Source organism: Streptomyces krungchingensis, from assembly GCF_054729265.1.
Map to the genome: position 1 here is coordinate 5320380 of NZ_JBPUKY010000001.1, position 26155 is coordinate 5346534.

Sequence of the window (26155 nt, forward strand, 5' to 3'; positions counted from 1 at the left end):
CCTATGCCTTCACGGCGTATCCGCTCAGGCCGTTCTCGATCAGGGCGAAGGCGTGCCGGGCACGCTCGGCGGCGTCCGCGGCGACGGCGTCCGGGCTCTCGCCCGCGGCGATGCGGTCGTGGTGCTCCTCGATGAGGGCGTTGCGGGCGGCGCTCAGCGTGGCCGCGGCGATGACGGCGAGCATCGGGTCCCCGGTCTCCTCGGCGAGGAGCGCGGCCAGGTCGCGGGTGCCCTTCTGGGCGCCGAGGACGGCGCGTTCCATCAGGACCGGGGTCTCCATGACCAGTCGGCGCACCTGGCCGGCGAAGGGCTCGGCGTGCAGGCCGACCGCCGGGTCACGGGTCTCGACCATCTCCAGGAACTGCCGGCGCACGGCGTCCACCGCGGACTCGCCGGGGTGCCGCTCGCGCACGGCCCGGGCGGCGTCGCCGAAGTGCTCCTCCATGGGCCGGAAGACCAGGTCCTCCTTGGAGCCGAAGTAGTTGAAGACGGTCATCTTCGACACCTCGGCGGCGTCGGCGACCTCCTGCACGGACACGTTGTCGAAGCCGCGCTCGACGAACAGCGCGACGGCGATCCGGTAGATCCGCTTCGCCGTCTGGATCTTCTTGCGTTCGCGCAGTCCCATCGCTTCGGCCATACCGGCACTGTACCAAGGCGAAATTTGAGCCAGGCCGAAAAATGATCCGAGCAAAAACATTGACTCGGTACACAGATGCGGTCCACGCTGGTCCCCATGACCGAGACCCAGCGCAAAGTCGGCTTCCTCGTCTGCCTCGTGACGATCGTCCTGGCCCTCCTGGACCTCCAGATCGTGTCCGCCGCCACCGTCCCGATCGTCCGGGACCTCGACCCCGACCACGGCATCGACAAGATTCCTTGGCTGGTCAGCGCCTACGCCCTCGCCTCGGCGGCGATGCTCCCGCTCTACGGCAAGCTCTGCGACACCCTGGGCCCCAAGCGCGTCTTCACCGGCGCCATCGCCGCCTTCCTGCTCGGCTCCGCCCTGTGCGGCGCCGCCCAGTCCATGGCCCAGCTCATCGCGGCCCGTGCCGTGCAGGGCCTCGGCGGAGGCGGGCTGATGAGCGTCACCATGGTCGTCATCGCCCACCTCAAGGGCCCCGAGGAGAAGGGCGCGGGCAAGGGCGGCAACGCCGGCGGACTCGTCGCCGGCGGCGCCATGGCGATCGGCCCCTGGATCGGCGGCCTGCTGGCCGACCACGCGAACTGGCGCTGGATCTTCTACGTCAACCTGCCGATCGGCCTGGTGGTCCTGACCGCCTCCGCCCTCGCGCTGAAGCTCCCCGGAGAGCACGTGCGCCGCCCGGTCGACTACCCGGGCGCGCTGCTCGCCGCGGCGTTCTCCAGCGCCCTGCTCCTGGTCACGGACTGGGGCGGCAACCGGTACGCGTGGACCTCCCCCGCCGTCGTCGTCCTGATCGTGACGGCCGTCGCGACCCTCGCCCTCTTCCTGTGGCGGCAGACCCGGGCACCCGAACCGGTGCTCCCGCTCTCCCTGTTCCGCGTCCGCGAGGTGCGCCTCGGCTTCGCCGTCCAGGCGATCCTCGGCGGCGCGATGATGTGCGCCATCTACTACGTGCTCGTCTACCTCCAGGTCGCCCGCGGCATCAGCAGCTCCTCGGCGGGCCTCTACCTGGTCCCGTTGGCCGTCGGCCTCACCGCGGTCGGGCTGCTCGCCGGCCCGCTCGGCGCCCGCGGCTGGTCCGCGCGCACCTTCACCGTCAGCGGCACGGTCACCACCGCCGTCGCCTTCGCCCTGCTGGCCACCACGACCGGACCGCACACCTCGCTGTGGCTGGTCCGCGGGGAGCTCCTGCTGGCCGGCGCCGGGTTCGGCCAGCTCGTCGGCCAGCTGATCCTGCTGGTGCAGGACTCCGCCCCACGCCACCAGCTGGGCGTCGCCACCACCGGCATCCGCTTCTTCCAGACCCTGGGCAACGCCCTCGGCACCGCCGTCTTCGGCACCGTGCTGGCCCGCCTGTACGCGGCGCACGGCCCCGGCGGCGACATCAGCGCGCTGGCCCGGCTGACCGGAGCCGCCCACGCGGACGGGGTGCACGCCTTCGTCGACGCGACCCGGTTCGTCTTCTGGGGCGGTGCCGCGCTGATGGGCCTGGCCGCGGTGCTGGCGCTCAGGCTCCCGAGGCCCCACCGCACGCAGACGGTCGCCGGGTCCTCCGCGAAGCACACCGAATCGGTCACGGCATGACGAAGGCCCCGCCCGTGGGAACGGGCGGGGCCTTCCGGCGTATGCGACCGCCTGCGGGCTACGCGAGCAGCGCCGGGATGGTCGCCTCGTGGGCCTCGCGCAGCTCCTCCAGCGAGAGCGCGAACTCGCCCTGCACGTCGACCGCGTCGCCGTCGACGACACCGATGCGGGTGACGGGCAGACCCCGCGCGCCGCACATGTCGGTGAAGCGGAGCTCCTCCGAACGCGGGACGGCGACGACCGCGCGGCCCGCCGACTCCGAGAAGAGGAAGGTGAACGCGTCCAGACCGTCGGGCACGACCAGACGCGCGCCCTTCCCGCCGAGCAGCGCCGACTCGACCACGGCCTGCACCAGACCCCCGTCGGACAGGTCGTGCGCGGAGTCGATCATGCCGTCGCGGGAGGCCGAGATCAGGATCTCGGCGAGCAGCCGCTCACGCTCCAGGTCGACCTGCGGCGGCAGACCGCCGAGGTGGTCGTGGATCACCTGCGACCAGGCCGAACCGCCGAACTCCTCGCGGGTGTCGCCGAGCAGGTAGAGGAGCTGGCCCTCTTCCCGGAAGGCGACCGGCGTGCGTCGGGCCACGTCGTCGATCACGCCGAGGACGGCGACGACCGGGGTCGGGTGGATGGCCGCCTCGCCCGTCTGGTTGTACAGGGACACGTTGCCGCCGGTCACCGGGGTGCCGAGCTGCTGGCAGGCGTCGGCGAGCCCGCGGATGGCCTCCGCGAACTGCCACATCACGGCCGGGTCCTCGGGCGAGCCGAAGTTCAGGCAGTCGGAGACGGCGAGCGGCTTGGCACCGGTCGTCGCGACGTTGCGGTACGCCTCGGCGAGAGCGAGCTGCGCACCCGCGTACGGGTCGAGCTTCGCGTACCGGCCGTTGCCGTCGGTCGCGATGGCGACGCCGAGCCCGGTCTCCTCGTCGATGCGGATCATGCCCGAGTCCTCGGGCTGCGCCAGCACCGTGTTGCCCTGCACGAAGTGGTCGTACTGCGAGGTGATCCACTTCTTGGACGCCTGGTTGGGGGAGGCCACCAGCTTGCGGACCTGGTCCTTCAGCTCCTCGGCGGTCTCCGGGCGCGGGAGCTTGTTCGCGTCGTCGGCCTGGAGGGCGTCCTGCCAGGACGGACGGGCGTACGGGCGCTCGTAGACCGGACCCTCGTGCGCGACCGTGCGCGGGTCGACGTCGACGATCTTGCCGCCGTGCCAGTAGATCTCCAGGCGGTCGCCGTCGGTGACCTCACCGATGACGGTGGCGATGACGTCCCACTTCGCGCAGATCTCCAGGAAGCGGTCGACCTTCGCCGGCTCGACCACCGCGCACATGCGCTCCTGCGACTCGCTCATGAGGATCTCCTCGGGCGAGAGCGTGGAGTCGCGCAGCGGTACGTCGTCGAGGGTGACGCGCATGCCGCCGGAGCCGTTCGAGGCCAGCTCCGAGGTGGCGCAGGACAGACCGGCGGCGCCGAGGTCCTGGATGCCGACGACGAGCTTCTCCCGGAAGGCCTCCAGGGTGCACTCGATGAGGAGCTTCTCCTGGAAGGGGTCGCCGACCTGGACGGCGGGACGCTTCGAGGGCTTCGCGTCGTCGAAGGTCTCGGAGGCGAGGATGGAGGCGCCGCCGATGCCGTCGCCGCCGGTGCGGGCCCCGTAGAGGATGACCTTGTTGCCCGCGCCGGAGGCCTTGGCGAGGTGGATGTCCTCGTGCCGCATGACGCCGATGGCGCCGGCGTTGACCAGCGGGTTGCCCTGGTAGCAGGCGTCGAAGACGACCTCGCCGCCGATGTTGGGCAGGCCCAGGCAGTTGCCGTAGCCGCCGATGCCGGCGACCACGCCGGGCAGGACGCGCTTGGTGTCGGGGTGGTCGGCGGCGCCGAAGCGCAGCGGGTCGACGACCGCGACCGGGCGGGCGCCCATCGCGATGATGTCGCGCACGATGCCGCCGACGCCGGTGGCCGCGCCCTGGTAGGGCTCGACGTACGACGGGTGGTTGTGCGACTCGACCTTGAAGGTCACCGCGTAGCCCTGGCCGACGTCGACGACACCGGCGTTCTCGCCGATGCCGACGAGGAGGGCGTCGGACTGCGGGGCCTTCTCGCCGAACTGGCGCAGGTGCACCTTGGAGGACTTGTACGAGCAGTGCTCGGACCACATGACCGAGTACATGGCGAGCTCGGCGCCGGTCGGACGGCGGCCGAGGATCTCCACGACCCGCTCGTACTCGTCCTTCTTCAGACCGAGTTCGGCCCAGGGCAGCTCGACGTCGGGGGTCGCGGCCGCGTTCTCGACCGTGTCCAGAGGCGTGCGGCTCATGCGTTGACCAGCTTCTTGAGGATCGAGGTGAAGAAGGGGAGGCCGTCGGTACCACCGGTGCCGATCAGCGGCTCGACGGCGTGCTCGGGGTGCGGCATGAGGCCGACGACGTTCCCGGCCTCGTTGGTGATGCCGGCGATGTCCCGCAGCGAACCGTTCGGGTTGAAGTCCAGGTAGCGGAAGGCGACCCGGCCCTCGGCCTCCAGCATGTCGAGCGTGCGCTCGTCGGCGACGTACCGCCCGTCCATGTTCTTCAGCGGGATGTGGATCTCCTGGCCGGCCGTGTAGTCGGCGGTCCAGGAGGTCTCCGCGTTCTCCACCCGCAGCTTCTGGTCGCGGCAGATGAAGTGGAGGTGGTCGTTGCCGAGCATCCCGCCCGGGAGGAGGTGCGCCTCGGTGAGGATCTGGAAGCCGTTGCAGATACCGAGGACCGGCATTCCGGACTTCGCCTGCTCGATCACGGTCTCCATCACGGGCGAGAAGCGCGAGATGGCGCCCGCCCGCAGATAGTCGCCGTACGAGAAACCGCCCGGCAGCACGACGGCGTCGACCTGCTTGAGGTCCTTGTCCTTGTGCCAGAGAGCGACGGGTTCGGCACCGGCGAGCTTGATCGCGCGCTGCGTGTCGCGGTCGTCGAGGCTGCCGGGAAAGGTGACGACTCCAATACGAGCGGTCACTTTCCGGCCCCCACCTTCTCGTCCTCCACCTTGACGGTGAAGTCCTCGATCACGGTGTTGGCGAGGAAGGATTCCGCGAGTTCACGGATGCGGGCGAGCGCGGCGTCGTCCACCGGTCCGTCCACTTCCAGTTCGAATCGCTTTCCCTGACGTACGTCGGAGACACCTTCGAAACCGAGGCGCGGCAGTGCACGCTGCACCGCCTGGCCCTGGGGGTCGAGGATCTCCGGCTTGAGCATGACGTCGACTACGACGCGTGCCACTGGCACTCCCGGTGTGTGGTGCTGAGCAGGTCCCTTCAGACTACCCGCACAAAATTTCTACTCGCGTAGATTCGTAGAATCCTACGTGACCCCCATCACGATCCCGCATCGACGCGGGGACCTGCACGGAAAATCCTGGGAAAAACCGCAGAAGAACGGCAGGGGCCCATTGCCTTCGGACACGCGCAAGGTTTTAGTCGGGCTTCACAATGCAATGCCGGGCACTGTACAAAGGAATTGGCAATAGCCGATACTTTGCCCAATAACAGCCGGACAGTCGACATCTCCCCGACAACTCCGTGACGTCCGCGCACGTCATGACCGTTGATCGCAGAGGTGCCGCACGAAGGGACCGATATTCGTGGCGCAGCGTGTCGTGGTCACTCTCTTTGACGACATCGACGGCTCAGAAGCGGCGGAGACGATCGCCTTCGGACTCGACGGCAAGTCGTACGAGATCGACCTCAATCCAGCCAATGCCAAGAAACTGCGTAAGGCGCTCGCGCCCTACGTCGAGGCCGGCCGCAAGCGGGCGAAGTCCGGGAAGGCGTACACGCACACCGCGCTGACCCCCGATCCCGCCGCCGTCCGCGCCTGGGCCCGCTCCAACAAGATGGACGTGCCGCCCCGCGGACGCATCCCCAAGAAGGTCTACGAGGCGTTCACCGAGGCGCACTGACCGCACGGGTCCTCCGGGGGCACCCGCGAGGACCCGTCACCGGGCCCTGGGAACAACCGACTTGCGCTGACCCCCCGCTGATCAGCTAAAGTCTGGAGCACGCCGAGGGGCAAGGCCGAAAGGCCGGACCCCGAGGAGTCGTGCGGGTGTAGTTCAGTAGCAGAACATCCCCCTTCCAGGGGGAAGGCGCAGTGTGCAATTCCTGTCACCCGCTCTGCACCTCTTACCGATCGCGCTTGTCGATCAGGTAGGGTGGTGCTCGCGCCGATCGGTGAGAGCCGGTCGGAGGCAATGCGGACGTAGCTCAGTTGGTAGAGCGCAACCTTGCCAAGGTTGAGGTCGCGAGTTCGAGCCTCGTCGTCCGCTCCACGCAGCAAAGGCCCCGGTCATCGACCGGGGCCTTTCTCGTGTCCGCCTCGGCGGCGACTGACATTTGTCATGCGGAGCGATGACACCGCGCACTGCCTGCCCGCCCGGTCCGCGGCGACGCTGAATCCATGAACACGAACGAGCACGGCGACGTGATCGAGGTCACTGGTCTGCGGCGCGTGTACGGGGGAGACGGGCGGGGCCGGGGAGCCTTCGAGGCGGTGCGTCACGTCACGTTCTCCGTGGGCCGCGGTGAGATCTTCGCCCTCCTCGGCACCAACGGCGCGGGCAAGACGTCCACCGTCGAGGTGCTGGAGGGCCTCGCTCCCCCGGCCGGCGGCCGGGTACGGGTCCTCGGGCACGACCCCTACCGGGAGCGGGCCGCGGTACGGCCCCGGATCGGCGTGATGCTCCAGGAAGGCGGCTTCCCCTCCGAACTGACCGTCGCGGAGACTCTGCGGATGTGGGCGGGCTGCACCAGCGGGGCGCGGCCCACGGCCCAGGCCCTCGACCTGGTCGGCCTCACCCGGCGGGCGGACGTACGCGTGAAGCAGCTGTCCGGGGGCGAGAAGCGCCGCCTGGACCTGGCCCTCGCCCTCCTCGGCCGCCCCGAGGTCCTCTTCCTCGACGAACCGACCACCGGACTCGACACCGAAGGGCGACACAGCACCTGGGAGTTGGTGCGCACGCTGCGCGACGGCGGCACGACGGTGCTACTGACGACCCACTACCTGGAGGAGGCGGAGGAACTCGCCGACCGGCTCGCCATCCTCCACGAGGGGCGTATCGCGGCCTCCGGCACACCCGCCGAGGTCACCGGCACCCAGCCGTCCCGCATCTCCTTCGAACTGCCCGACGGCTATCACCTCGGAGACCTGCCTCCGCTCGCCCGCCTCGGCGTGTCCGACCACGAGACGACCGGTCGCGCCGTACGCCTGCGCACCGACACCCCGCAGCGGACCGCCACCGCGCTGCTGCTGTGGGCGGACCGGGCACAGGTCGAACTGCGCCGGCTCGACGTGCGCTCCGCCTCCCTGGAGGAGGCGTTCCTGCGGATCGCCCGGGATGCGACGGCACACGGCACGGACCACCGGGACAAGGAGACGGCGGCATGAGCGCAACGACGGCGGGCCCCGGCCGGGCGCCGGCGAGGACCACGGCCGCGGCACGGCTCCGCGCGCTCGCACGTGCCGAGCTGACCCTGCTGGGGCGCACCAAGGCGACGCTGGCGACCGCCGTGTCCGTGCCGCTCCTGATGCCGTTCATGTTCCGCTCGACGGTCGACGGAATGGACTTGAAGGGCACCGGGCTCACGGTCGGCTCCGTGCTGCTGCCCTCCTCGATCGGCTTCTCCCTCCTCGTCGCCGTCTACAGCTCGCTCGTGAGCGTGTACGCGGCCCGGCGGGAGGAACTCGTCCTCAAACGACTGCGCACCGGGGAGTCGCGCGACGCGGAGATCCTCGCCGGGGCGGCCCTGCCGTCGGTGGCGATCGGTCTCGCCCAGTGTCTGGTCCTGACCGTCGCCTACGTCGTGACGCTCGACGTCGGAGCACCGGCATCGCCCCACCTCGTCGTGCTGGGACTGCTGTTGGGCCTGGTGACCTGGCCCGCGCTGGCCGCGGTCACCGCGAGCTTCAGCAGGAGCGTGGAGGGTGCCCAGGTGGCCGCCCTGCCGCTGATGATGGTGTCGCTGCTCGGCTCCGGCACCTTCGTCCCGCTGGAGACCCTGCCCGACCGACTGGCCTCGTTCTGCGAACTCCTCCCGCTCACCCCGGTGATCACCCTGATCCGCGGCGGCTGGACCGGGCACCTCTCCACGCACGACACCCTGGGCGCCGTGGGCACGGCGGTGGCCTGGACCGCGATCGCGGTGTTTGCTGTACGACGGTGGTTCCGCTGGGAGCCGCGGCGATGACCGGGAGAGAGCCGGGCACGCGAGCGGCGTCGGCCGGCGCGCACGAGCCGGGCCGGACGGCCGACGGCGGGGACGGGAACGAGCGGGCCGCACGGCCGGTCGCGGGGGTGCACATGAGCGGGCCGGACGGCTGGTGGCGGGCGAAGAGCACGCCCGCGAAGGTCGAGACGTACACCCGGTGGTCGTTCCACTCCTTCGCCGTGATCGAGGCCGTCACGCTGGGTCTCCCCTTCTTCGGAAACGTGTCGCCTGCGCCGGCCTGGCTCCTGTTCGTGCTGGTGTGCGGCCACTCCGCGCTGTGTGCGGCGACCTCGTCCCGGGCGCTGGACTGGATCCGCGGCAACCGGGAGCAGCCCCGGCGGCTGTCGGCCGCGCTGGCCGGCGCCACGTTCGTGATCGCGCTCGCCGCGCTCACGCTGGAGGGCACCGACTGGCGTCCGGCGACCGAGGCCGAGGCCCGGGTGGGCACCTCGCTCTTCGTCGGCGTCATCGCCTTCGGTGCCGGCACCCTCGCGCTCGCCACGCGCAACCGGAGCCGGATGACACAGGTGGTGCTCGGCGCCGGCCTGGGCGCGGGGGCCGTCTCCTTCCCTCTCGGCCTCCCCGGCCCCGCCGCGCTCGTCACGGCCGGGGTGGTGCTGCTCGCCGCGGGGTTCCTCACCTTCACCGCCGCGTTCTCGGTCTGGCTGCTCAACGCCGTCTACGAACTCGACGAGGCGCGCGAGACCCGTGCCCGTCTCGCCGTCGCCGAGGAGCGGCTGCGCTTCGGACGCGACCTGCACGACGTGATGGGCCGCAACCTCGCGGTGATCGCGCTCAAGAGCGAGCTCGCCGTGCAGCTGACGCGGCGCGGCCGGCCCGAGGCGGTGGAGCAGATGGTCGAGGTGCAGCGGATCGCCCGCGACTCCCAGCGTGAGGTGCGCGAGGTCGTCCGCGGCTACCGCGATGCCGACCTGGGTGCCGAACTCGCGGGCGCCCAGGGCGTACTGTCGGCCGCCGGCATCGACTGCGAGGTGACCGGCTCGGCGGCCGGACTGCCCGCGCAGGTCCAGTCGGCGCTCGGCTGGGTCGTACGGGAGGCGACCACCAATGTGCTCGGACACGGCGACGCCGGGCGGTGCGCGGTCTCGCTGCGCCTGGCGGAGGGCCGGGTGACGCTCACCGTCGAGAACGACGGGGCACCGGCGGTGACGGACTCCGGACGGCGGGGCGACGGTTCCCCGCCCCGGCCGGGATCCGGGCTCGCCGGGCTGCGGGAGCGGCTCGGGGCGGTGGACGGGGTGCTGCGGGCCGGGCCCGCCGGCGACGGGGTGTTCCGGCTCACGGCCGAGGTGCCACTCCCGCCGGTCCCGGACCGACGGGCCTCGCCGTCCTCCGTTCCGCGACACGTCAGTGAGGTCACCCCATGACATCCGTACCGCCCGCCACACCCGTCACACCGGCCCCATCCGTTCGGCCCGTACGGCTGCTGCTCGCCGACGACGAACACCTCATCCGGGGCGCGCTCGCCGCGCTGCTCGCCCTGGAGGACGACCTGGTCGTCGTCGCCGAGGCGGCGACCGGGCCCGAGGCGCTGGCGATGGCGCGGGCCCACGAACCCGATGTCGCCGTGCTGGATCTTCAGATGCCGGGGGCGGACGGTGTGAGGGTGGCCACATCCCTGCGGGCCGAACTGCCCGGCTGCCAGGTGCTCATCGTGACGAGTCACGGACGGCCGGGGCATCTGAAGCGAGCGCTTGAGGCGGGTGTGCGCGGGTTCGTCCCGAAGACGGTCAGCGCACAGCGGCTCGCGGAGATCATCCGCACGGTGCACGCCGGAAACCGTTATGTGGACCCCGAGTTGGCGGCCGACGCGATCTCCGCCGGGGACTCGCCGCTGACGCCTCGTGAGGCCGAGGTGCTCGAATTCGCCGCCGACGGGGCGCCCGTCGCGGAGATCGCGGAGCGGGCCGCGCTGTCCCAGGGAACCGTGCGCAACTATCTGTCGTCGGCCGCCTCCAAGCTGGGGGCGGAGAACCGGCACGCGGCGGTGCGTCTCGCACGTGAGCGAGGTTGGGTATAGTAGCTGTCGCGCCACGGCGCAATGCGGACGTAGCTCAGTTGGTAGAGCGCAACCTTGCCAAGGTTGAGGTCGCGAGTTCGAGCCTCGTCGTCCGCTCCGGTGAGAAGCCCCCGATCTGTCTCAGGTCGGGGGCTTCGTCGTGTGCCCGGGAGCCGGGTGTGGCTACGCGGGGAGCGGACCGCGGGTGCGCCCGCGCCAGGGAGCCGGAGGCCCGCCACCCGCACGCCATGAGCCCGGAGCGCCGCCGCACGTGCGGCGGGACCCGGCTCGTCGCCGGGTCCCGCCGGGAGTCGCGCCGCAGGGGCTACGACCAGCTGGTGCCCGTCAGACGCTCGTACGCCTCGATGTACTTGGCGCGGGTCGCCTCCACCACCTGCGGCGGCAGCGCGGGCGGCGGCTGCTCGCTCCTGCGGTCCCAGCCGGACTCGGCGGAGGTCAGCCAGTCGCGGACGAACTGCTTGTCGAAGGACGGCTGGGCGTGGCCCGGCTCCCACTCGTCGGCGGGCCAGAAGCGGGAGGAGTCCGGGGTCAGCACCTCGTCGGCCAGCACGAGCGTCTCCCCGTCGAAGCCGAACTCGAACTTGGTGTCCGCGAGGACGATGCCCCGCCCGCGGGCGATGTCGCGGGCACGGCCGTAGACGGCGAGGGTCGTCCGACGCAGCTGGGCCGCCGTGTCGGCGCCCACCTGCCGGGCCACCTCCTCGTACGACACGTTCTCGTCGTGCTCACCGACCTCGGCCTTCGTGGCCGGGGTGAAGATCGGCGAGGGCAGCTCCGAGCCGTCGACGAGGCCTTCGGGGAGGGCGAGGCCGCACACGGTCCGGGACTCCTGGTACTCGGCGAGGCCGGAACCGGTGAGATAGCCGCGCGCGACGCATTCCACCGGGACCATCCGCAGCGACTTGCAGATCAGGGTCCGGCCCTCCCAGTCGGCGGGGGCGCCCGGCGGGAGCTCGGCACTCAGCACGTGGTTGGGCGCCAGCTCGGCGAGCTGGTCGAACCACCACAGGGAGAGCTGGGTGAGGGTGCGGCCCTTGTCGGGGATCTCCGTGGGCAGCACCCAGTCGTAGGCGGAGATACGGTCGCTGGCGACCATCACGAGGTCGCCCGCCTCGTTCTGGTACAGGTCGCGCACCTTGCCGGTGTGCAGATGCACCAGACCCGGCACCTGAAGGGGCTCGGGCTTTTCGACGAATCCGGACACGGTTCCTCCCCGTGGTTCTGTCCAAGTGGCTCGATTCTCCCGTATGCCGGGAGCTGCTCCGGCCACGGGGGTGCCGGACGGCGCGCGGCACGCCCGGCACCCGGTGCCCGGTCAGTCGCGTTTGCAGATGCGGTCGAGGAGGTTGGCCGTGGCCCGCTGGATACGGGTGTCCACATGCCCGGGACGGTCGAGCGCCGGGGACCATGCGAACGTTCCGGATGCGAAGACGAGGGCGCCGGACGGGGCCCGGTACAGGGAGGTCTCCTGGTGCCGTACCGTTCCCTCACTGTCCTCGTAAGGGGAGTGGGCGAGCAGGATCCGGCCCTGGTGCTCGGGGAGCGGGGTGCGCGGGAAGTACCGGTCGGCCTCGCCGGCGACCATCCCCTCCAGTTCGTCGCCCTCGTGCGCGCCGGTCGCCTCCCACAGCCAGTGGTCCGCGTTGCGGACGACCAGCGGGTGGGGCTCGGGGACCCGCCCCGCGTACTGGATGCCGATGATCTGCTGTTCCGGGCGGTCGATCTCCCGCCACAGGGCCGGCCTTCCGGGACCACGGCGCTTGCGGCAGGTCAGCAGGCGGTCGGCGACACCCGACGGGGACGGCCCCAACTCCACCTGCCAGTACATGGTGTTGGCGGAGAGGAAGACGAGCGAGGTGCCGTGCTCGCGGGCGAGTTCCACGGTGCGGCGCATGTGCGTGGACCAGTACTCGTCGTGGCCCGGGAAGACCAGGCCGCGGTAGCGCGAGGGGTCGACGCGGCCGGCGTGCAGGTCGCGGGCGTCGGCGTACGCGAGGTCGTAGCCGTAGCGCTCGGCCCAGCGGATGAAGTCGTAGGCGTGGCCGACGTGCAGGGGCAGGCCCGCGCCCGCGTACGGCCGGTCGAAGGAGACCGTCGTCGCGGCGTCCGCCTCGCCGAGCAGCCGGCCGTCCTCGTCCCATGCGTGGTACAGGCTGGCGCCCGTGTGACCGTCCTCCGGGTACAGGTTGTACGCCTGCCAGGTGACGTCCGGGAGCAGGAGCAGCAGGTCCGCGGGGTGGTTGTCGCGGATGGTGAACGGCACGTGGGAGCGGTAGCCGTCGAGGGTGGTGAGCACGGCGACATAGGCGCCGATGCTCCAGTACGACGGGATCTGGAGCCGCCAGGACAGCCACCAGTGGTGGCAGGAGACCGTGCGGTCGGCGGTGAGCGGCGGGGGCTGGACGATGCCGGACAGTCGCGGGCTGGTGGTGATCTTGCTGGCGCCGTCGCCGCCGTAGTGGCCGATCCGGTAGATGTCGACGCTGAATTCCTGGGGCGGGTCGACGGTGATGTGGAAGTCGATGGCCTCGCCGGGCGCCGCCGCGCCGGTGGAGGTGAAGCCCTTGATCTGGCGGTGGACGTCGTCGGCGGAGCGGGGGCCGCCGGCCCGGGGGTGCGGGATGGCCCGCACGGCTCGCGCCTTCGTGTCCCGCTCGTCGCGCACGAGCGTGGCGCCCTGGGCCGGGTCGATGTGGTCGATGTACCAGGGGACGACATGACCGGTGTCGTCGAAGTAGTGCTCGTCGCCGCGGAGCCACGGGACGGGACCCTGGCCGAAAGGATCCGTCACGGCGTGCGCGAGCGCGCCGGACTCCCAGCGGCGAATCTGCTCCGACCCCATGCCTGCTCCCCTCCCTCGTGCCCCCGTCGTCTGTCCGCAAGCCCTTGCCCTGTGCGCGATCGGTCCCAGCACATCACATTACGCACGCACTCCGTCACCGTTCGTCGCGAATTGACGCGAGTGGAACCACGGGCTCCGCCCGCGCGTGCGGGTCGCGGGCGGGTCCCGCCGCCGCGTTCCGGGCCGTCCGGGGCGTCACGACGAGGCCGTCCCGCCCGGACCGGGGGTGCGGGCCGAGCCGGCGGGAGCCGGGCGGACGGGGACACGCGGGGCGAAAAATCGCCGACACCCGCTGCCGTCCCGGGCGAGCCGCGCGCCGCGGACGGGAGAGCGCCCCGGGCGAGCCGCGGACGGGCGGGAACGGCCGGGAACCGTCGGGGCGGCGGGCATCATCGCACCCGGGCAGGCAACCGGCGACGTCCAGCCGGCAAGCTCCCTCGGATCAGCGGCCGCCCTCGGGTCACACGAGGCGTACCGGCTTCTCGGGCCGGACGCCGAGGTGCGCGAGCCACTCCCGCAGAGGGTCGGGATCCCCCGTCTCGACGAGGGTGCGGACGCGCGGTCCCAGGTCGCCGGCCCGCTCGCCGCCGACGAGCAGGGAGGGCCCGTCCAGCCAGTCGAGACCGGGCGCCGCCCCCACCGTGTCCATCGCCGAACAGCACACCATCGCCGTGACGTGGTCGGCCAGCAGTTCCCGGCCGGTCCGGGGCGGCTGGAGGGGGAAGAGGGGAAGCGTCCCGTCGTCCCACAGGGCCCGGTCCGGGTCCTGCTGCTCCGCGCCCCCGCCCGGTGCGGGCGCCGCGGCCGCCGCGGCCGGAGCCGCCGTCTCCTCACGGGCGAGCTCCGCGGTGAGCCCGGCCGCCAGCGCGGCCGAACGCTCGCTCCCGAGGCCGAGCTCGTCCTCGTCCATCCCCATCCCCGCGTACGCCGCCGGGCCCCCGACGGTGCCGTCGTCGGTGTCCGGGCCTGCCGTGTGCCGGTCCTCCGGCGGCACGGAGAGGTGGTCCATCACCCTCGCCAGCGTCGGCCCCTCCGGGTCGGGTGCCGCCGGGTCGGCCGGCTGCCGGATGCCCAGTGCGTCCAGCACCCGGTGGAGGCGGGCCGCGTCGGTGCGCCATTTGCGGTCGACGACCTCGTCCGGGTACTCCTGCCAGTCCACCGGCGCCCAGTCGGGACCTGGTTCGGCGGGGCCTCCGTGGAAGAGGCGGGCGGCGAGGAGGGAGGTCGCCTCGTCGATCGCGCCGGGCTCTTCGAGCAGGTCGCAGGCGGGGCGCTCACCGAGGCGGGAGGCGAATCCCTCGGCCAGACGGTCGCGGCGGGACAGTTCGGTGAGGGCCGCGACCACGCCGGCGTCCAGCCGGGACGGCCAGCGGCCCATCCGCCAGGCGGGCAGCGCGACGCGGGTCAGCAGACGGTCCCAGCCCGCGTACGCCAGGCCCACCTGTTCCTGGGCGACGATCCGCAGGCCGTAGTCCACAGCCTGTGCGCGCTCGGCCGCCGCGGCCGCCACACCGCGCTCCATCTCGGCCGCGTGGCCGCGGCAGCTGCGCAGCAGCAGACGGGTCACCCAGCCGACACCCGCGCGGACCGTCCGGGACAGGGAGCCGCCGTCGGGCGCCGAGGTCACGGCCACCGCCGCGTCCAGGCCCCGGACGAACCGGCGGGCCGCGGCTATGTCCGGTTGCGCGGACGGGCCCGTCCCGGCGACCACCGGGGCGAGGACCGCGCGCAGCTCGCCGACCCGCATCCACCACAGGAAGGGGGAGCCGATGACCAGGACAGGAGCCGAGGGGGAGCGGCGCGACCGTGCGGACAGGCCCCGTACGCCCTGGGCTCCGCGTATGCCGCGCAGCGCGTCCAGGCCGTCCCGGTCGTCCCGCTCCGCGGGGGGCGGGCCGTGCGCCGGATGCGTACGGTCCTCCAGCCAGCTGTCGCAGTCGGGGGTGAGCGCTATCGCGGAGGGGGCCGGCACGTCGAGGCGGTCGGCCAGGTCACGGACCATGCGGTACAGGTCCGGGGCGGATTCCTCGGCGATCGGGACCGTGGGGCTGACGGCGGGCCTGGCCCGGGCGACGACGAGGGCGATGCCCGCGGCCGCGAGGAGGACGACGACGGCCAGGACCGTCACGACCCAGCGCGTGACGCCCCAGTGCCCGCCGACGATGTGGCCGGTGGAGCCGCCGACGAGCAGCACGACGGCGACGGCCGCGGGCAGCAGGGCGACGGCCAGCGCTCTGCTGCGGATGCGCAGCACGGCGAGAGCCCGGGAGCGCGCTGCCTGCGCGCCCACCTCCACACCCATACCGGTCACGACCGGACGTCACCCCCTACGTGTCCGTCCGGCACCGGCTGTCGCACAGCCCGTGCCGACGGATGTCCTGGCGTTGCTCACTCCCCCACTGTGGCACCCGCCACGGACATCGCAATGCCGGTGGGCCAAGTGCCGGAACGCTTTCGCCGCACCCTAGTTGGGGCCCCGGTCCCCGTCAGCCGGATAGAACATCGGTCACTCGATGGAATGGCTTTGGGGAAAGGTGAATGACAGTGGGCAATGATCAGGCCCCGGATTCCTTGCGGAGTCCGGGGCCCAGGGTCTCGCACGACGGCGGCGGCCCGCACGAGCGGAGCGGGACGCCCGGGCCGGCAAAGACGGCCCGGGACGCCCGGAGGCGACCGGGGGTCAGGCCTCCGCGGCGGCCTTCGCCGCGATGTCCGTACGGTGCTGCGAACCGTCGAGGCCGATCCGGGCGACCGCCGCGTAGGCGCGCACACGGGCCTCGGTGAGGTCGGTGCCGGTCGCCGTGACGGACAGCACCCGGCCGCCCGCGCTGACCACGGCGTCGCCGTCGCGCTTCGTGCCGGCGTGCAGGACGTACGCGTGCGGGGCGTCCTGGGCGGCGACGTCGTCGAGCCCGGTGATCGGGTCCCCGGTGCGCGGGGTGTCCGGGTAGTTGTGCGAGGCCACGACCACGGTCACGGCCGCGTCGTCGCTCCAGCGCAGCGGTGCCAGGTCGGCGAGGGCGCCGTCGGCCGCGGCGCGCAGCACACCCGCGAGGGGGGTCTTCAGGCGGGCGAGGACCACCTGGGTCTCCGGGTCGCCGAAACGGGCGTTGAACTCGATGACCCGGACGCCGCGGCCGGTGATCGCCAGACCGGCGTAGAGGAGGCCCGAGAAGGGCGTGCCGCGGCGGCGGAGTTCGTCGACGGTCGGCTGGAGGACGGTCTGCACGACCTCCTCGACGAGCTTCGGGTCCGCCCAGGGCAGCGGCGAGTACGCGCCCATGCCGCCGGTGTTCGGGCCCTCGTCGCCGTCCAGGGCGCGCTTGAAGTCCTGGGCGGGCTGGAGCGGGACGACCGTCTCGCCGTCCGTGATCGCGAACAGGGAGACCTCGGGGCCGTCGAGGAACTCCTCGATGACCACGCGGTCGCACGCGTCGGCGTGCGCGCGGGCCTGCTCCAGGTCGGCGGTCACGACGACGCCCTTGCCGGCCGCGAGCCCGTCGTCCTTCACGACGTACGGGGCTCCGAAGGCGTCGAGCGCCTCCTCGACCTCCTCCGGCGTCGTGCACACGTAGGAGCGGGCGGTGGGCACGTCCGCCTCCGCCATCACGTCCTTGGCGAAGGCCTTGGAGCCCTCCAGCTGCGCGGCCTCCTTCGAGGGGCCGAAGCAGGGGATGCCGGCTTCGCGCACGGCGTCGGCGACACCCGCGACGAGCGGGGCCTCCGGGCCCACCACCACCAGCTCGGCGCCGAGCTCCGTGGCCAGCGCGGCGACGGCGGCACCGTCGAGGGCGTCGACCGCGTGCAGCGCGGCCACCTCCGCGATGCCTGCGTTCCCGGGGGCGCAGTGCAGGGCGGTGACGTCGGGGTCGAGGGACAGGGAACGGCACAGGGCGTGTTCGCGGGCGCCGCTACCGATGACGAGGACCTTCACGGGGTCAGCCTAACCGCCGGGGGCCGATGCCTTTGTGGGGGCTTCCGAAGCGGAGGGCCTCGGGCGTTGGTGGGATCCTCCAGAAAAGGGGGTGCGGACGCGGTGCGCCCGCCGTCACTCGTTCGTGAACTCCTCCACCACGGTCGCCCCCAGCTCGCGGACGATCAGGTCGTGGCCGGAGAGGGCGGACTCGTCGAGGTCGGGGTCGTCGTCCTCGGGGATGTCGTCCTCGATGGAGACGGGGGGCGGCTCCGGTGCCGGAGGCGGCGTCGGAGCGGGAGCGGGGGCCGGGGCATGGCTCGCGGACGGGCCGCCCTGCGGGCCCGTGGGGCGCGGGGCCGGGGCGGAGGGCTGCTGGGCGGCCGGACGCGGAGCGGCCGGAGCACCGCCGTACCCGCCGCCACCGCCGAAGCCCGGGCCCGCGGGGGCCGACGGCGCCGAGCCGCCCGAGGCGTCGACGATCGCCTCGATCTTCCACTGGATGTTGAACTGCTCGGACAGCGCCTGGCGCAGCACGTCCTCGCTGCCGCTGCTCGCGAAGTTGTCCCGCGCGCCCGCGTTCACGAAGCCGATCTGCAGGGTGGTGCCGTCGAAGCCGGTCACGGCCGCGTTCTGGCTGAGCAGGATCCAGGTGAAGCGGCGGCGGTTCTTCACCGCCTCCAGGATGTTCGGCCACAGCTGACGGGGGTCGATGCCGCCCGAGGCCGGGGCGGGGCCGGGTGCGGGTGCGGCGGCCGGGGCCTGCGCGGGGGACTCGGCGGCGGCCGGAGCCGACGGCGGCTGAGGCTGCCCGCCGCCCGCGGGGGCCGCCGTCGGCCACCCGCCGGGGCGCCGGCCGCTGCCGGCGGCCGTGGCGGCGGGCCAGGCACCGGGGGCACCGCCCGAGGGAGCGCTGGCGGCGGGCGCGGCGGCCGGGGGCTGCGACGGGGCGGCAGCGGGCGGGGCCGCGGGCGCGGCAGGAGGTGCGCTCGCCGCGACAGCCGCGGGTGCCTCGGGCGCGACGGTCTCGGGGGCCGGCGCGGCCCCCTGCGGGGCACCGGCGGGACCTGCCCCGCGGACCGCGGCTCGGGCCGCCGCCGGACCGCCGCCCGGGGGAACCGCGGCCACGGGGGCGGCCGGTGCCGCCCCGTGCGCCTCGGGCCCGGGCACGTAGCCCATCGCGGGCGCGCCCGTGCCGACCGAGAGGCTCACACCGCGCTCGACGCGGTCCAGCCGGGCCATCACGGACCGCTCGTCCCCGTACGCGGCGGGCAGCAGCACGCGCGCGCAGATCAGTTCCAGCTGGAGACGGGGCGAGGTGGCGCCGCGCATCTCCGTCAGTCCTTCGTTGACGAGGTCGGCGGCGCGGCTCAGCTCGGCGGCACCGAAGACTCCGGCCTGGGCCTGCATGCGCTCCACGACGTCGACCGGGGCGTCGACGAGCCCCTTCTCGGCGGCGTCCGGCACGGCCGCGAGGATCACCAGGTCGCGCAGCCGCTCCAGCAGGTCGGCGACGAACCGCCGCGGGTCGTTGCCCCCCTCGATGACGCGGTCCACGACCTCGAAGGCGGCCGCGCCGTCACCCGAGGCGAACGCCTCGACCACCGAGTCGAGCAGCGACCCCTCCGTGTAACCGAGCAGGGAGGTCGCCATGGCGTACGTCACACCGGCCTCGCCCGCGCCCGCGAGCAGCTGGTCCATGACGGACATGGAGTCACGCACGGACCCCGCGCCGGCGCGCACGACCAGCGGGAGCACCCCGTCCTCGACGGGAATGCCCTCGCGTCCGCACACCTCGCCGAGGTACTCCCGCAGGGTGCCCGGCGGGACCAGCCGGAACGGGTAGTGGTGGGTCCGCGACCGGATGGTCCCGATGACCTTCTCGGGCTCGGTGGTGGCGAAGATGAACTTGAGGTGCTCCGGCGGCTCCTCGACGACCTTCAGCAGCGCGTTGAAACCGGCCGACGTGACCATGTGGGCCTCGTCGATGATGTAGATCTTGTACCGGCTGCTCGCGGGTCCGAAGAAGGCCTTCTCCCGCAGGTCACGGGCGTCGTCCACGCCACCGTGCGAGGCGGCGTCGATCTCGATGACGTCGATGGATCCCGGGCCGTTGCGTGCCAGGTCTTGGCAGGACTGGCACTCGCCGCACGGGGTCGGCGTGGGTCCCTGCTCGCAGTTGAGGCAGCGGGCGAGGATGCGCGCGCTGGTCGTCTTGCCGCAGCCGCGCGGACCGCTGAACAGGTACGCGTGGTTGACCCGGTTGTTCCGCAGCGCCTGCTGCAACGGGTCGGTGACATGCTCCTGCCCGATGACCTCGGCGAACGACTCCGGGCGATAGCGGCGGTACAGCGCGAGAGACGACACGCATACGAGGTTATAGGCGCCCACCGACAACGCGGACCGCCCCGAGCGCATCCCCGGACCACCGGCTGGGACGCCCGCCTGGACCACCGGCTGGGACGCCCGCCCGGACCACCGGCTGGGACACCCGCCCGGACCACCGGCCGGGACACCCGCCCGGCGCCCGCACCGGGCCCGCGGCCTCCACCGGCCCGCCACCCCCGCAAACGCAAGCGCCCCCCACGCACCCGCCAGAGCCGACCTACCCTTGCTGCCTTCCGGCCCTGGGGGAGTTCAGTCAGATAGCGCCACGTGAGGGGCTCCGCACAGGGTACAGGATCCTGGCCGGGGGAACGAGTTCGCGAGCACTCCTCAACGTCTTGTATTGTTTGCCGCGGAGGATTCGCCTAGAGGCCTAGGGCGCACGCTTGGAAAGCGTGTTGGGGGCAACCCCTCACGAGTTCGAATCTCGTATCCTCCGCCAGTGCCTCACCGGGCACGATGTCGAAGGGCCCCACCGCAAGGTGGGGCCCTTCGACGTTGTCCGGCCCGGAACCGGGTCTCAGTTCGTGCAGCCCGGGACGGTGATGTCGCTGCCGGCGCAGTTGGTGGGCCGGTTGTTCCTGACCCGGGACGAGGTCAGGGTGACGGAGCCGCTGGTGTTGAGGACGCCGCCGGAGCTCCCCGATGTCGGCCGTCCTGGTGAGGCGTGTCACACCTTCGTACGGCTCAGCCGATCTTCACGGACTTCTCCACCGTGACCTGGTCGATGTCGGTGGTGCGCACGGTGACCTTCATCGTCCAGGTGCCGGCGATCGGGAGGGTGACGCCGTCGGTTCCCCAGTAGCCGCCCTTGTCGGTGAGTTCCGCGTCGATGGGGCCGACCTTCTGCGCGGCGAGGGTGAAGGTGAGGCGCAGCTCGGGGACGGTCGAGATGCCTCCGTCCGGGCCGAGGACGACGGCCTGCACCGTGTTCTCGCCGACCCCGGCGGGACTCATCTCGATCTGCACCTTGCCGTGCCCGCCCGGTGTGCCGACATCGAAGGGCACGAGGGTCGTGGACGACGTCGGGCGGTCGGCGGCGACGGTCGCGGCCGCCGTCTCGGTGGCCGCCCGGCCCGGCTGCGTGCCCGTCAGCACGGTCGTGACGACCAGGACGAGGACGGCGACGGTCACCTCGGCGAGGACCGAGCGCCGCAGTCCGCGGCGGTACACGGCCGCACCGTCGCCGGCGTCGGTCCCGTCCGATGTGCCCGGGGCGGCCGTGGTGTCCGTGGTGTCCGTGAAGGGCGGGCCGCCGACCGGCTCCGGCACCCGGGCGGCCGGGACCGTGGCCTTCGCCCCGGCGGACACGCGCCGCCCGACCGCCGTCTCCTGGCCGGCCGCGAGCGCCCACCGCAGTGTCCACCGCCGCGAGTACGCCGCTCCCGCCAGCAGGAGCAGGACCGCGCACAGCTTCACGACGAGGAGCCGGCCGTACGACGTCGACGTCAGGGCGTCCCAGGAGCCGAGGCCGCGCCACGACTGGTACAGGCCGGTCGCGGCGAGGACGGCGACCGAGGCGAGGGCGAGCCGGGAGAAGCGGGCGACGACCGTCCGGGGGAGGTGCTCGGCGGGCCGGTGGAGCGCGAGGAGCAGGGCGGTCAGCCCGCCGAGCCACACGGCCATGGCGAGCAGGTGCAGCACGGAGGACACCATCGCCGCGGGCACCTGGATACCGGCGGACGCGTGCTCGGCGACGGCCCAGGTGACGGCGAGGCCCAGGGTGAGCAGCCCGCCGAGGACGACGACGGCCCGTTCCCGTCCGGGCGCGGATCCCGGCTCGGGACGCCGTGAGTGGGACGCCCCCGCGTCCCCGGCGTCACCGGTGCCCGGGGCGTTGGCCGCGGCCCCGCGCAGGACCGCTCGGACGGGGAGGAAGGCCGCCGCGCCGAGCAGCACCAGCCGGACCACGAGTGCCACGCCGGGCCGGCTGGTGAGCGTCGCGCGCAGCACGTCCGGGTCGAAGGCGGCGGCCGGGCCGGTGCCGCGTTCGTACGGGCCGCGCAGCAGGAGCAGCGCCAGCGTGGCCGCCAGCAGGGTCCACCAGCCGGTCAGCAGCTGGCGCCGTACGTCGCCCGGGTAGCCGCAGGCCAGCGTGAAGGCCGTCGCGCCGATGAGCAGGGCCAGGCCGGTGTACGCGGCGTAGCGGGCGGTGTCGTAGAGGGTCTTGGAGGCGGGGTTCTCGGTGGCCGGCAGCGCGGCGGCGGTCTCGGAGGGCTTGCCGACGGAGAAGGTGAAGGCGCCGGAGACGGGGTGGCTGTCGGCGGAGACCACCCGCCAGACCACGGTGAACGTGCCGGTGCCCAGGCCGCGCGGCAGGGTCACCCGGGCGGTGTCGGACCGTCCGTCCGCGTGTGCGGTCCTCCCCGTCTCCAGGCGCCGGTTGTCGGGGCTGAGCACACGGAAGGAGTCGTCGAGCAGACCGACGGACTCGCTGAACGTCAGGGTCAGCTGACGGGGCGCTGTCTTCAGGACGCTGCCGTCCCGCGGGTCGGTGCCGGTCAGCGCGGCGTGCGCGGACGCGCCGCCCACGCCGCCGAAGAGGACCAGCAACAGGACGCCGCCCAGCAGCGCCAGGCCCCGGACGAGGTGCCGTCGTCGGTCTCGCTGTCCGCTCACACGCCGTCTCCGTATCCGCGTTCACAGGCTCTCGGACAGATACGGACGCGCGCGGTGCGGTGCTCACCGCGGCGCCGGGGAACCCTCTCCGAAGGCCGCCGCCCGCGTCAGGAAGGCGAGTCGGGCGCGTTTCTCCGGCAAGTAGACCTCGGGGAGGTCGATTTCGGGAAGCACGATCTCTCCGGCGGGGACGAAGCCCTGCCGGGTCAGGCGGGCGATCGCCTTGGTGTTGCGGGCGTCGGGTTCGACCACGACCCGCTGCCGGTCGAGGCCGATCAGCGCGTACGTCGTGAACGCGCCGAGCAGGGCGGCCGACCAGCCCGGCCGGCCGCCGCCGGGCCCCGCGGGCCCGATCAGCAGGTGGACACCGATGTCGCCGGGCCGTACCTCGTAGCACTCGCTGACGCGGTCGGCCTCGGGTTCGTAGGTCTGGAAGAGGGCCGCCGGCACACCGTCCTTGACCATGAGGAAGGCGTGGTGGGTGTCGAGGGAGTCCAGGTGCAGATAGGTCTCCAGGACCTGCTCCTCGGTGAGCCCGTTCATCCCCCAGTAGACGGCCCGCTCGTGCGTGACCCAGCGGTGGACGACGTCGAGGTCGGCGCGCGGGTCGAGGGGCAGGACCCGCAGCGTGCCGAAGCCGTCGACCAGTTGCTCGTGCACGGCCTCGCGGTCGTCGCCGTACCGGTCAGTCATCGTGGTCCTCCGTGTTCTGCCGGGTCGTGCCGCCGTCCGCCGTGAGCCGGTCCCAGTCCGTGCACACGGGGGCGAGTTCTCCCGCGATCCACAGGGGAAGCTGGTCGCGGTGGTGCTCCGAGCCGGGCACCCCGTCGGCGCCGAACGGCACCACCCAGAGGCTGTTGTCCCGGTCGGCGAGGTCCCACACGTACCGGGCGGCGGGGCCCCGGGCGCTCAGGTCGGTGACGCCGGGCACCGCCGACGTGCACAGCACGCAGTCGTGGTCGCCGGAGAGCCCCGGCTCGTCGTACGGGGTACCGGGGACGGCACGCCAGGGCGCGAGCCGGTGGGTGTCCCCCCAGGTGCGGGACGTCCGCCGGGCGGCCACCTCCTCCAGGGCCTCCCGGACCACGGCGTCGCGGTCGATGCCGTACAACTCCCGTGCCCGCAGCAGGTTTTCGAGGGCGAAGCCGACACGCGGGGTGAGGGCGAGCCAGGGAAGGAAGATCTCCGGGTACGCGGGCGGGTCGGCGAGGACGGCGAGCGCGGGGTGCGCCGCGAGCCGCCGTACGACCGCGTCGCGCAGCGCCGCGTAGGCCGCCGCGTCGGCGCTGCCGGCGTCCATGTGCCGGTCCCAGCCCAGGAGCCGGTCCCGCAGCGCGACCGCGTCGGGGCCGAGGTCCTCCCCGAGGCCGGACAGGCGGTCCAACAGGGCCGCGGCGGAGGCGAGACGGGTGTCCATGTGCACGGCGGGCATGTCCTGTGCGGACCACGTCCGCGCCCCGTCGAGGAGCTGCCGGATGCGGCGGGCGCGGTGCGGCGGGGCGAACTCCTCGCCCAGCGGGGTGGCCGGGCCGCGCTGGTTCGCCATCACGGCGAGGCCGTCCTCGACCGGGCCGTGCGGCATCTCGTGCCAGCCGTGCCACTCGTGTCCGGACTCCCAGGCGGGCACGACCCGTGTGCGGTTGTCCTCGCCGCGGACCGGGACCCGTCCCGCGACCCGGTGCAGAAGACCGCCCTCGGTGTCGGCGGCCTGCACGACGTTCACGGGCTCGGCCCACCGCTCGAACGCCCGGTCCACGTCCGCGACCCGGCGGGCGCGCAGCAGGGGCAGGAGCGCGCTGAAGCCGAGGTCCTCCGTCACCCGGGGCGGGCAGCGCAGGCTGATGGTCTCCTCCGCGTCGATCCCGCCGACGACCACGGTCCCGCGCTCCGTCTCGATCACCTCGACCTCGACGGGCTCGCCGCCGGCCACCTCGACGCTCTCCACGTGCCGTGCCACGGCCCGCCACGCGCCGTCCGGGTCCAGGGCCTCGACGGTCTCGCGGGAAGCGGTGCCGGACGCCGCGCTTCCGTCGGCCGGGCCGCCGGGCGCCCGGCGCAGACGTTCGCGGTACAGGTCCTGGTAGTCGGCCATCGCGTTCGTGATGGCCCAGGCGACCGTTCCGGTGTGGCCGAAGTGGGCGATGCCGGGCACACCGGGGACGGCGAGACCGACGACGTCGAACTCGGGGCAGGCCAGATGGATCTGCTGGTAGACGCCCGGGTCCTCGATGAAGCGGTGGGGGTCACCGGCGATGACCGCGTGCCCGGTGACCGTGCGTGCGCCGCTCACCAGCCACCCGTTGCTCCCGGACGTGCCGGGCCCGTCCGTGGCGAACAGGGCGACCGCGTCGGCGCCGAGCCGCCGTACGACGTGCTCGCGCCACAGCTTCGCGGGGAATCCGGCGAACAGGATGTGCGTCCCCAGCCAGACGCCGAGCGGGCTCCACGGTTCCCAGCGGCCGGGGGCGAGCCCCGTCGTGGTGAACTCCGGTGCCCTTCCCGCCCCTTCGGCGAGCCCTTCGTTGACCCCGTCGACGTACGCGCGGATCCAGTCGGCGGTCTCCGGGTCGTTCTTCTCCAGGGCCGCGAAGCAGCGTCGCGCGGTGTCGTCGAGGCGGGCCTGCCGGGCGAGGCGGTCCCATGCGACGGCCTCGGCGCCGAGGAACGCGGCCGAGGTGCCCTGTGAGCGGTGGCGTTCGACCTCCAGCTGCCAGGCCCGGTCCACGGCGGTGACGCGGCCCTGCGCGTGGGCGAGTTCTCGCACGCCGGTGGCCCGCAGATGGGGGATGCCCCAGGCGTCACGACGGATCTCGACGGTCACGGACCATCCCCACTTTCCTCAGGTTAGGCTAACCTTACTCACTCGCTCCGGAATCGTACGTGCGGGGTGCGGAGTCCGTACGCCGGGGCCGCGACCGCGCGGCCCCACCGCGTACGCGGGATCATCGGTCCATGGACGTCACCCTTCACCTCGCTCAGCAGCCCGAGGCCGACGAACTCCTCGGCCGCAGCCCGCTCGCCGCCCTCGTCGGCATGCTGCTGGACCAGCAGGTACCCATGGAGTGGGCCTTCGCGGGGCCGTACACCATCGCCCGGCGGATGGGGACGGACGACCTCGACGCGCACGAGATCGCCGCGTACGGCCCGGAGGAGTTCGCCGCGCTGCTGTCCGCCAAGCCCGCCGTGCACCGCTACCCCGGCTCCATGGCCAAGCGCATCCAGCAGCTGTGCCAGTACCTCGTGGAGCACTACGACGGCGACCCCACGGCCCTGTGGAAGGACGTCGCCACCGGTGCCGAACTGCTCCGGCGCCTCAAGGACCTCCCCGGCTACGGGCCCCAGAAGGCGCAGATCTTCCTCGCCCTCCTCGGCAAGCAGCTCGGGGTGCGCCCCGCGGGCTGGCGCGAGGCCGCCGGCGCGTACGGCGAAGCGAAGTCCTTCCGCTCCGTGGCCGACATCACCGGTCCCGAGTCGCTCGCCAAGGTGCGCGCGCACAAGCAGGAGATGAAGGCCGCCGCCAAGGCCGCGAAGGCCGCCGGCAGCTGAGTCCGGCCTTGTGGGCCCCGGCGCCGGGCCCGACCGCGCGGCTCCTGGCAGCTGGGCCCGGCCTTTTGGTCTCCGGCAGCTGAGCCGGACCGTGCGGTCTCCGGCAGCTGAGCCGGATCGCGCGGTCTCCGGCAGCTGAGCCGGACCGTGCGGTTCCCGGCAGCTGGGCCCGGCCTTTTGGTCTCCGGCAGCTGAGCCGGACCCTGCCGTTCCCGGCAGCCCAGCCGGGCCGCCGGTGACCGCAGGACCCGCCCCCGTCGCCGGCCGACCCGCTGCCGTCGGTGCCCTGATTCCGGGTGTCCCGATCCCGGGTGTCCCGGGCGTCCGGATCCGCGGCC

Annotated in this window: 19 protein-coding genes, 4 tRNA genes and 1 other RNA gene; 11 read left to right on the plus strand and 13 right to left on the minus strand. The window is 73.0% G+C overall.

Annotated features, from left to right (window positions below):
• Position 1: 1 nt before the first annotated feature.
• Positions 2-640 (minus strand): TetR/AcrR family transcriptional regulator, encoded by a 639-nt coding sequence (locus tag ACSYGO_RS23380; RefSeq protein WP_426677185.1) that lies wholly within the window; start codon positions 638-640, stop codon positions 2-4.
• Between the two features lie 96 nt (positions 641-736).
• On the opposite strand from ACSYGO_RS23380, the gene ACSYGO_RS23385 reads away from it, so the two are divergent.
• Positions 737-2230, plus strand: coding sequence for an MFS transporter (locus tag ACSYGO_RS23385; RefSeq protein WP_426677184.1), 1494 nt, complete (start codon positions 737-739; stop codon positions 2228-2230).
• A 58-nt stretch (positions 2231-2288) separates the two neighbouring features.
• Here the strand turns inward: ACSYGO_RS23385 and purL are convergent, their stop codons facing one another.
• Genes purL through purS form a run of 3 tightly spaced genes read right to left on the minus strand, consistent with a single transcriptional unit; the run spans position 2289 to position 5487 of the window.
• A complete protein-coding gene (gene purL, locus ACSYGO_RS23390; protein ID WP_037766284.1) occupies positions 2289-4547 on the minus strand; it encodes a phosphoribosylformylglycinamidine synthase subunit PurL in 2259 nt (752 codons plus the stop codon).
• Entirely contained in the window at positions 4544-5224 is a 681-nt protein-coding gene (purQ, locus tag ACSYGO_RS23395) for a phosphoribosylformylglycinamidine synthase subunit PurQ (protein WP_426677183.1), read from the minus strand. The genes purL and purQ overlap by 4 nt, the downstream gene beginning before the upstream one ends.
• Positions 5221-5487 (minus strand): phosphoribosylformylglycinamidine synthase subunit PurS, encoded by a 267-nt coding sequence (gene purS, locus ACSYGO_RS23400; RefSeq protein ID WP_028804522.1) that lies wholly within the window; start codon positions 5485-5487, stop codon positions 5221-5223. Before purS ends, purQ begins: the two co-directional genes overlap by 4 nt.
• A 361-nt stretch (positions 5488-5848) precedes the next feature.
• Between purS and ACSYGO_RS23405 the strand changes: the two genes are divergently transcribed.
• The 8 genes from ACSYGO_RS23405 (at position 5849) to ACSYGO_RS23440 (ending at position 10608) form a co-directional block, all read left to right on the plus strand.
• The gene (locus ACSYGO_RS23405; RefSeq protein WP_028804521.1) at positions 5849-6166 is read left to right on the plus strand and encodes a histone-like nucleoid-structuring protein Lsr2; all 318 of its coding nucleotides are present in this window, start codon (positions 5849-5851) and stop codon (positions 6164-6166) included.
• A 142-nt stretch (positions 6167-6308) separates the two neighbouring features.
• Positions 6309-6380 (plus strand) — tRNA-Gly (locus ACSYGO_RS23410).
• A gap of 79 nt (positions 6381-6459) precedes the next feature.
• Positions 6460-6535, plus strand: a tRNA-Gly gene (locus tag ACSYGO_RS23415).
• 128 nt (positions 6536-6663) lie between these two features.
• Positions 6664-7650 carry an ABC transporter ATP-binding protein gene (locus ACSYGO_RS23420; RefSeq protein ID WP_460387514.1) on the plus strand — a complete coding sequence of 329 codons (987 nt, stop codon included), beginning with the start codon at positions 6664-6666 and terminating at the stop codon, positions 7648-7650.
• On the plus strand, positions 7647-8450 hold the full coding sequence (locus ACSYGO_RS23425; protein WP_432188920.1) for an ABC transporter permease: 804 nt from the start codon (positions 7647-7649) through the stop codon (positions 8448-8450). The genes ACSYGO_RS23420 and ACSYGO_RS23425 overlap by 4 nt, the downstream gene beginning before the upstream one ends.
• Before the next feature lie 113 nt (positions 8451-8563).
• Positions 8564-9859 carry a sensor histidine kinase gene (locus ACSYGO_RS23430; protein WP_432175937.1) on the plus strand — a complete coding sequence of 432 codons (1296 nt, stop codon included), beginning with the start codon at positions 8564-8566 and terminating at the stop codon, positions 9857-9859.
• Positions 9856-10512, plus strand: a complete 657-nt coding sequence (locus tag ACSYGO_RS23435; protein ID WP_095935313.1) for a response regulator transcription factor — start codon at positions 9856-9858, stop codon at positions 10510-10512. The genes ACSYGO_RS23430 and ACSYGO_RS23435 overlap by 4 nt, the downstream gene beginning before the upstream one ends.
• Positions 10513-10535: 23 nt before the next feature.
• Positions 10536-10608: transfer RNA gene (locus ACSYGO_RS23440), tRNA-Gly, on the plus strand.
• A 208-nt stretch (positions 10609-10816) separates the two neighbouring features.
• Here ACSYGO_RS23440 and ACSYGO_RS23445 read toward each other — a convergent pair.
• From ACSYGO_RS23445 to ffs, 6 genes are all read right to left on the minus strand, one after another.
• Positions 10817-11716: a phosphoribosylaminoimidazolesuccinocarboxamide synthase gene (locus tag ACSYGO_RS23445; protein ID WP_426677180.1), complete on the minus strand. Its 900-nt coding sequence runs from the start codon at positions 11714-11716 to the stop codon at positions 10817-10819.
• Between the two features lie 111 nt (positions 11717-11827).
• A complete protein-coding gene (locus ACSYGO_RS23450) occupies positions 11828-13354 on the minus strand; it encodes a N,N-dimethylformamidase beta subunit family domain-containing protein (RefSeq protein WP_460387516.1) in 1527 nt (508 codons plus the stop codon).
• Between the two features lie 460 nt (positions 13355-13814).
• Positions 13815-15656 (minus strand): hypothetical protein, encoded by a 1842-nt coding sequence (locus ACSYGO_RS23455; protein ID WP_460389752.1) that lies wholly within the window; start codon positions 15654-15656, stop codon positions 13815-13817.
• Between the two features lie 378 nt (positions 15657-16034).
• Entirely contained in the window at positions 16035-17288 is a 1254-nt protein-coding gene (gene purD / locus ACSYGO_RS23460; RefSeq protein ID WP_460387518.1) for a phosphoribosylamine--glycine ligase, read from the minus strand.
• Between the two features lie 114 nt (positions 17289-17402).
• Complete coding sequence (locus ACSYGO_RS23465) at positions 17403-19634, minus strand: DNA polymerase III subunit gamma and tau (protein WP_432188923.1); 2232 nt, start codon at positions 19632-19634, stop codon at positions 17403-17405.
• A 202-nt stretch (positions 19635-19836) separates the two neighbouring features.
• An RNA gene (gene ffs, locus ACSYGO_RS23470) (signal recognition particle sRNA small type) lies at positions 19837-19935 on the minus strand.
• A 71-nt stretch (positions 19936-20006) separates the two neighbouring features.
• On the opposite strand from ffs, the gene ACSYGO_RS23475 reads away from it, so the two are divergent.
• Positions 20007-20094 (plus strand) — tRNA-Ser (locus ACSYGO_RS23475).
• A 245-nt stretch (positions 20095-20339) separates the two neighbouring features.
• Here ACSYGO_RS23475 and ACSYGO_RS23480 read toward each other — a convergent pair.
• From ACSYGO_RS23480 to ACSYGO_RS23490, 3 genes are all read right to left on the minus strand, one after another.
• Complete coding sequence (locus ACSYGO_RS23480; protein WP_426677176.1) at positions 20340-22271, minus strand: copper resistance CopC family protein; 1932 nt, start codon at positions 22269-22271, stop codon at positions 20340-20342.
• A 63-nt stretch (positions 22272-22334) separates the two neighbouring features.
• Positions 22335-22964, minus strand: coding sequence for a GNAT family N-acetyltransferase (locus ACSYGO_RS23485; protein ID WP_426677175.1), 630 nt, complete (start codon positions 22962-22964; stop codon positions 22335-22337).
• The gene (locus tag ACSYGO_RS23490; protein ID WP_460387521.1) at positions 22957-25092 is read right to left on the minus strand and encodes a penicillin acylase family protein; all 2136 of its coding nucleotides are present in this window, start codon (positions 25090-25092) and stop codon (positions 22957-22959) included. Before ACSYGO_RS23490 ends, ACSYGO_RS23485 begins: the two co-directional genes overlap by 8 nt.
• Positions 25093-25223: 131 nt before the next feature.
• On the opposite strand from ACSYGO_RS23490, the gene ACSYGO_RS23495 reads away from it, so the two are divergent.
• Entirely contained in the window at positions 25224-25817 is a 594-nt protein-coding gene (locus tag ACSYGO_RS23495; RefSeq protein ID WP_460387523.1) for an HhH-GPD-type base excision DNA repair protein, read from the plus strand.
• Positions 25818-26155 lie beyond the last annotated feature (338 nt).

What these genes read in the sequence shown, in the direction of transcription:
- ACSYGO_RS23380 (WP_426677185.1), bottom strand. Translation starts at nt 640, where the DNA reads ATGGCCGAAGCGATGGGACTGCGCGAACGCAAGAAGATCCAGACGGCG.
- ACSYGO_RS23385 (WP_426677184.1), top strand. Translation starts at nt 737, where the DNA reads ATGACCGAGACCCAGCGCAAAGTCGGCTTCCTCGTCTGCCTCGTGACG.
- purL (WP_037766284.1), bottom strand. Translation starts at nt 4,547, where the DNA reads ATGAGCCGCACGCCTCTGGACACGGTCGAGAACGCGGCCGCGACCCCC.
- ACSYGO_RS23420 (WP_460387514.1), top strand. Translation starts at nt 6,664, where the DNA reads ATGAACACGAACGAGCACGGCGACGTGATCGAGGTCACTGGTCTGCGG.
- ACSYGO_RS23425 (WP_432188920.1), top strand. Translation starts at nt 7,647, where the DNA reads ATGAGCGCAACGACGGCGGGCCCCGGCCGGGCGCCGGCGAGGACCACG.
- ACSYGO_RS23430 (WP_432175937.1), top strand. Translation starts at nt 8,564, where the DNA reads ATGAGCGGGCCGGACGGCTGGTGGCGGGCGAAGAGCACGCCCGCGAAG.
- ACSYGO_RS23435 (WP_095935313.1), top strand. Translation starts at nt 9,856, where the DNA reads ATGACATCCGTACCGCCCGCCACACCCGTCACACCGGCCCCATCCGTT.
- ACSYGO_RS23450 (WP_460387516.1), bottom strand. Translation starts at nt 13,354, where the DNA reads ATGGGGTCGGAGCAGATTCGCCGCTGGGAGTCCGGCGCGCTCGCGCAC.
- ACSYGO_RS23455 (WP_460389752.1), bottom strand. Translation starts at nt 15,656, where the DNA reads ATGGGTGTGGAGGTGGGCGCGCAGGCAGCGCGCTCCCGGGCTCTCGCC.
- ACSYGO_RS23485 (WP_426677175.1), bottom strand. Translation starts at nt 22,964, where the DNA reads ATGACTGACCGGTACGGCGACGACCGCGAGGCCGTGCACGAGCAACTG.
- ACSYGO_RS23495 (WP_460387523.1), top strand. Translation starts at nt 25,224, where the DNA reads ATGGACGTCACCCTTCACCTCGCTCAGCAGCCCGAGGCCGACGAACTC.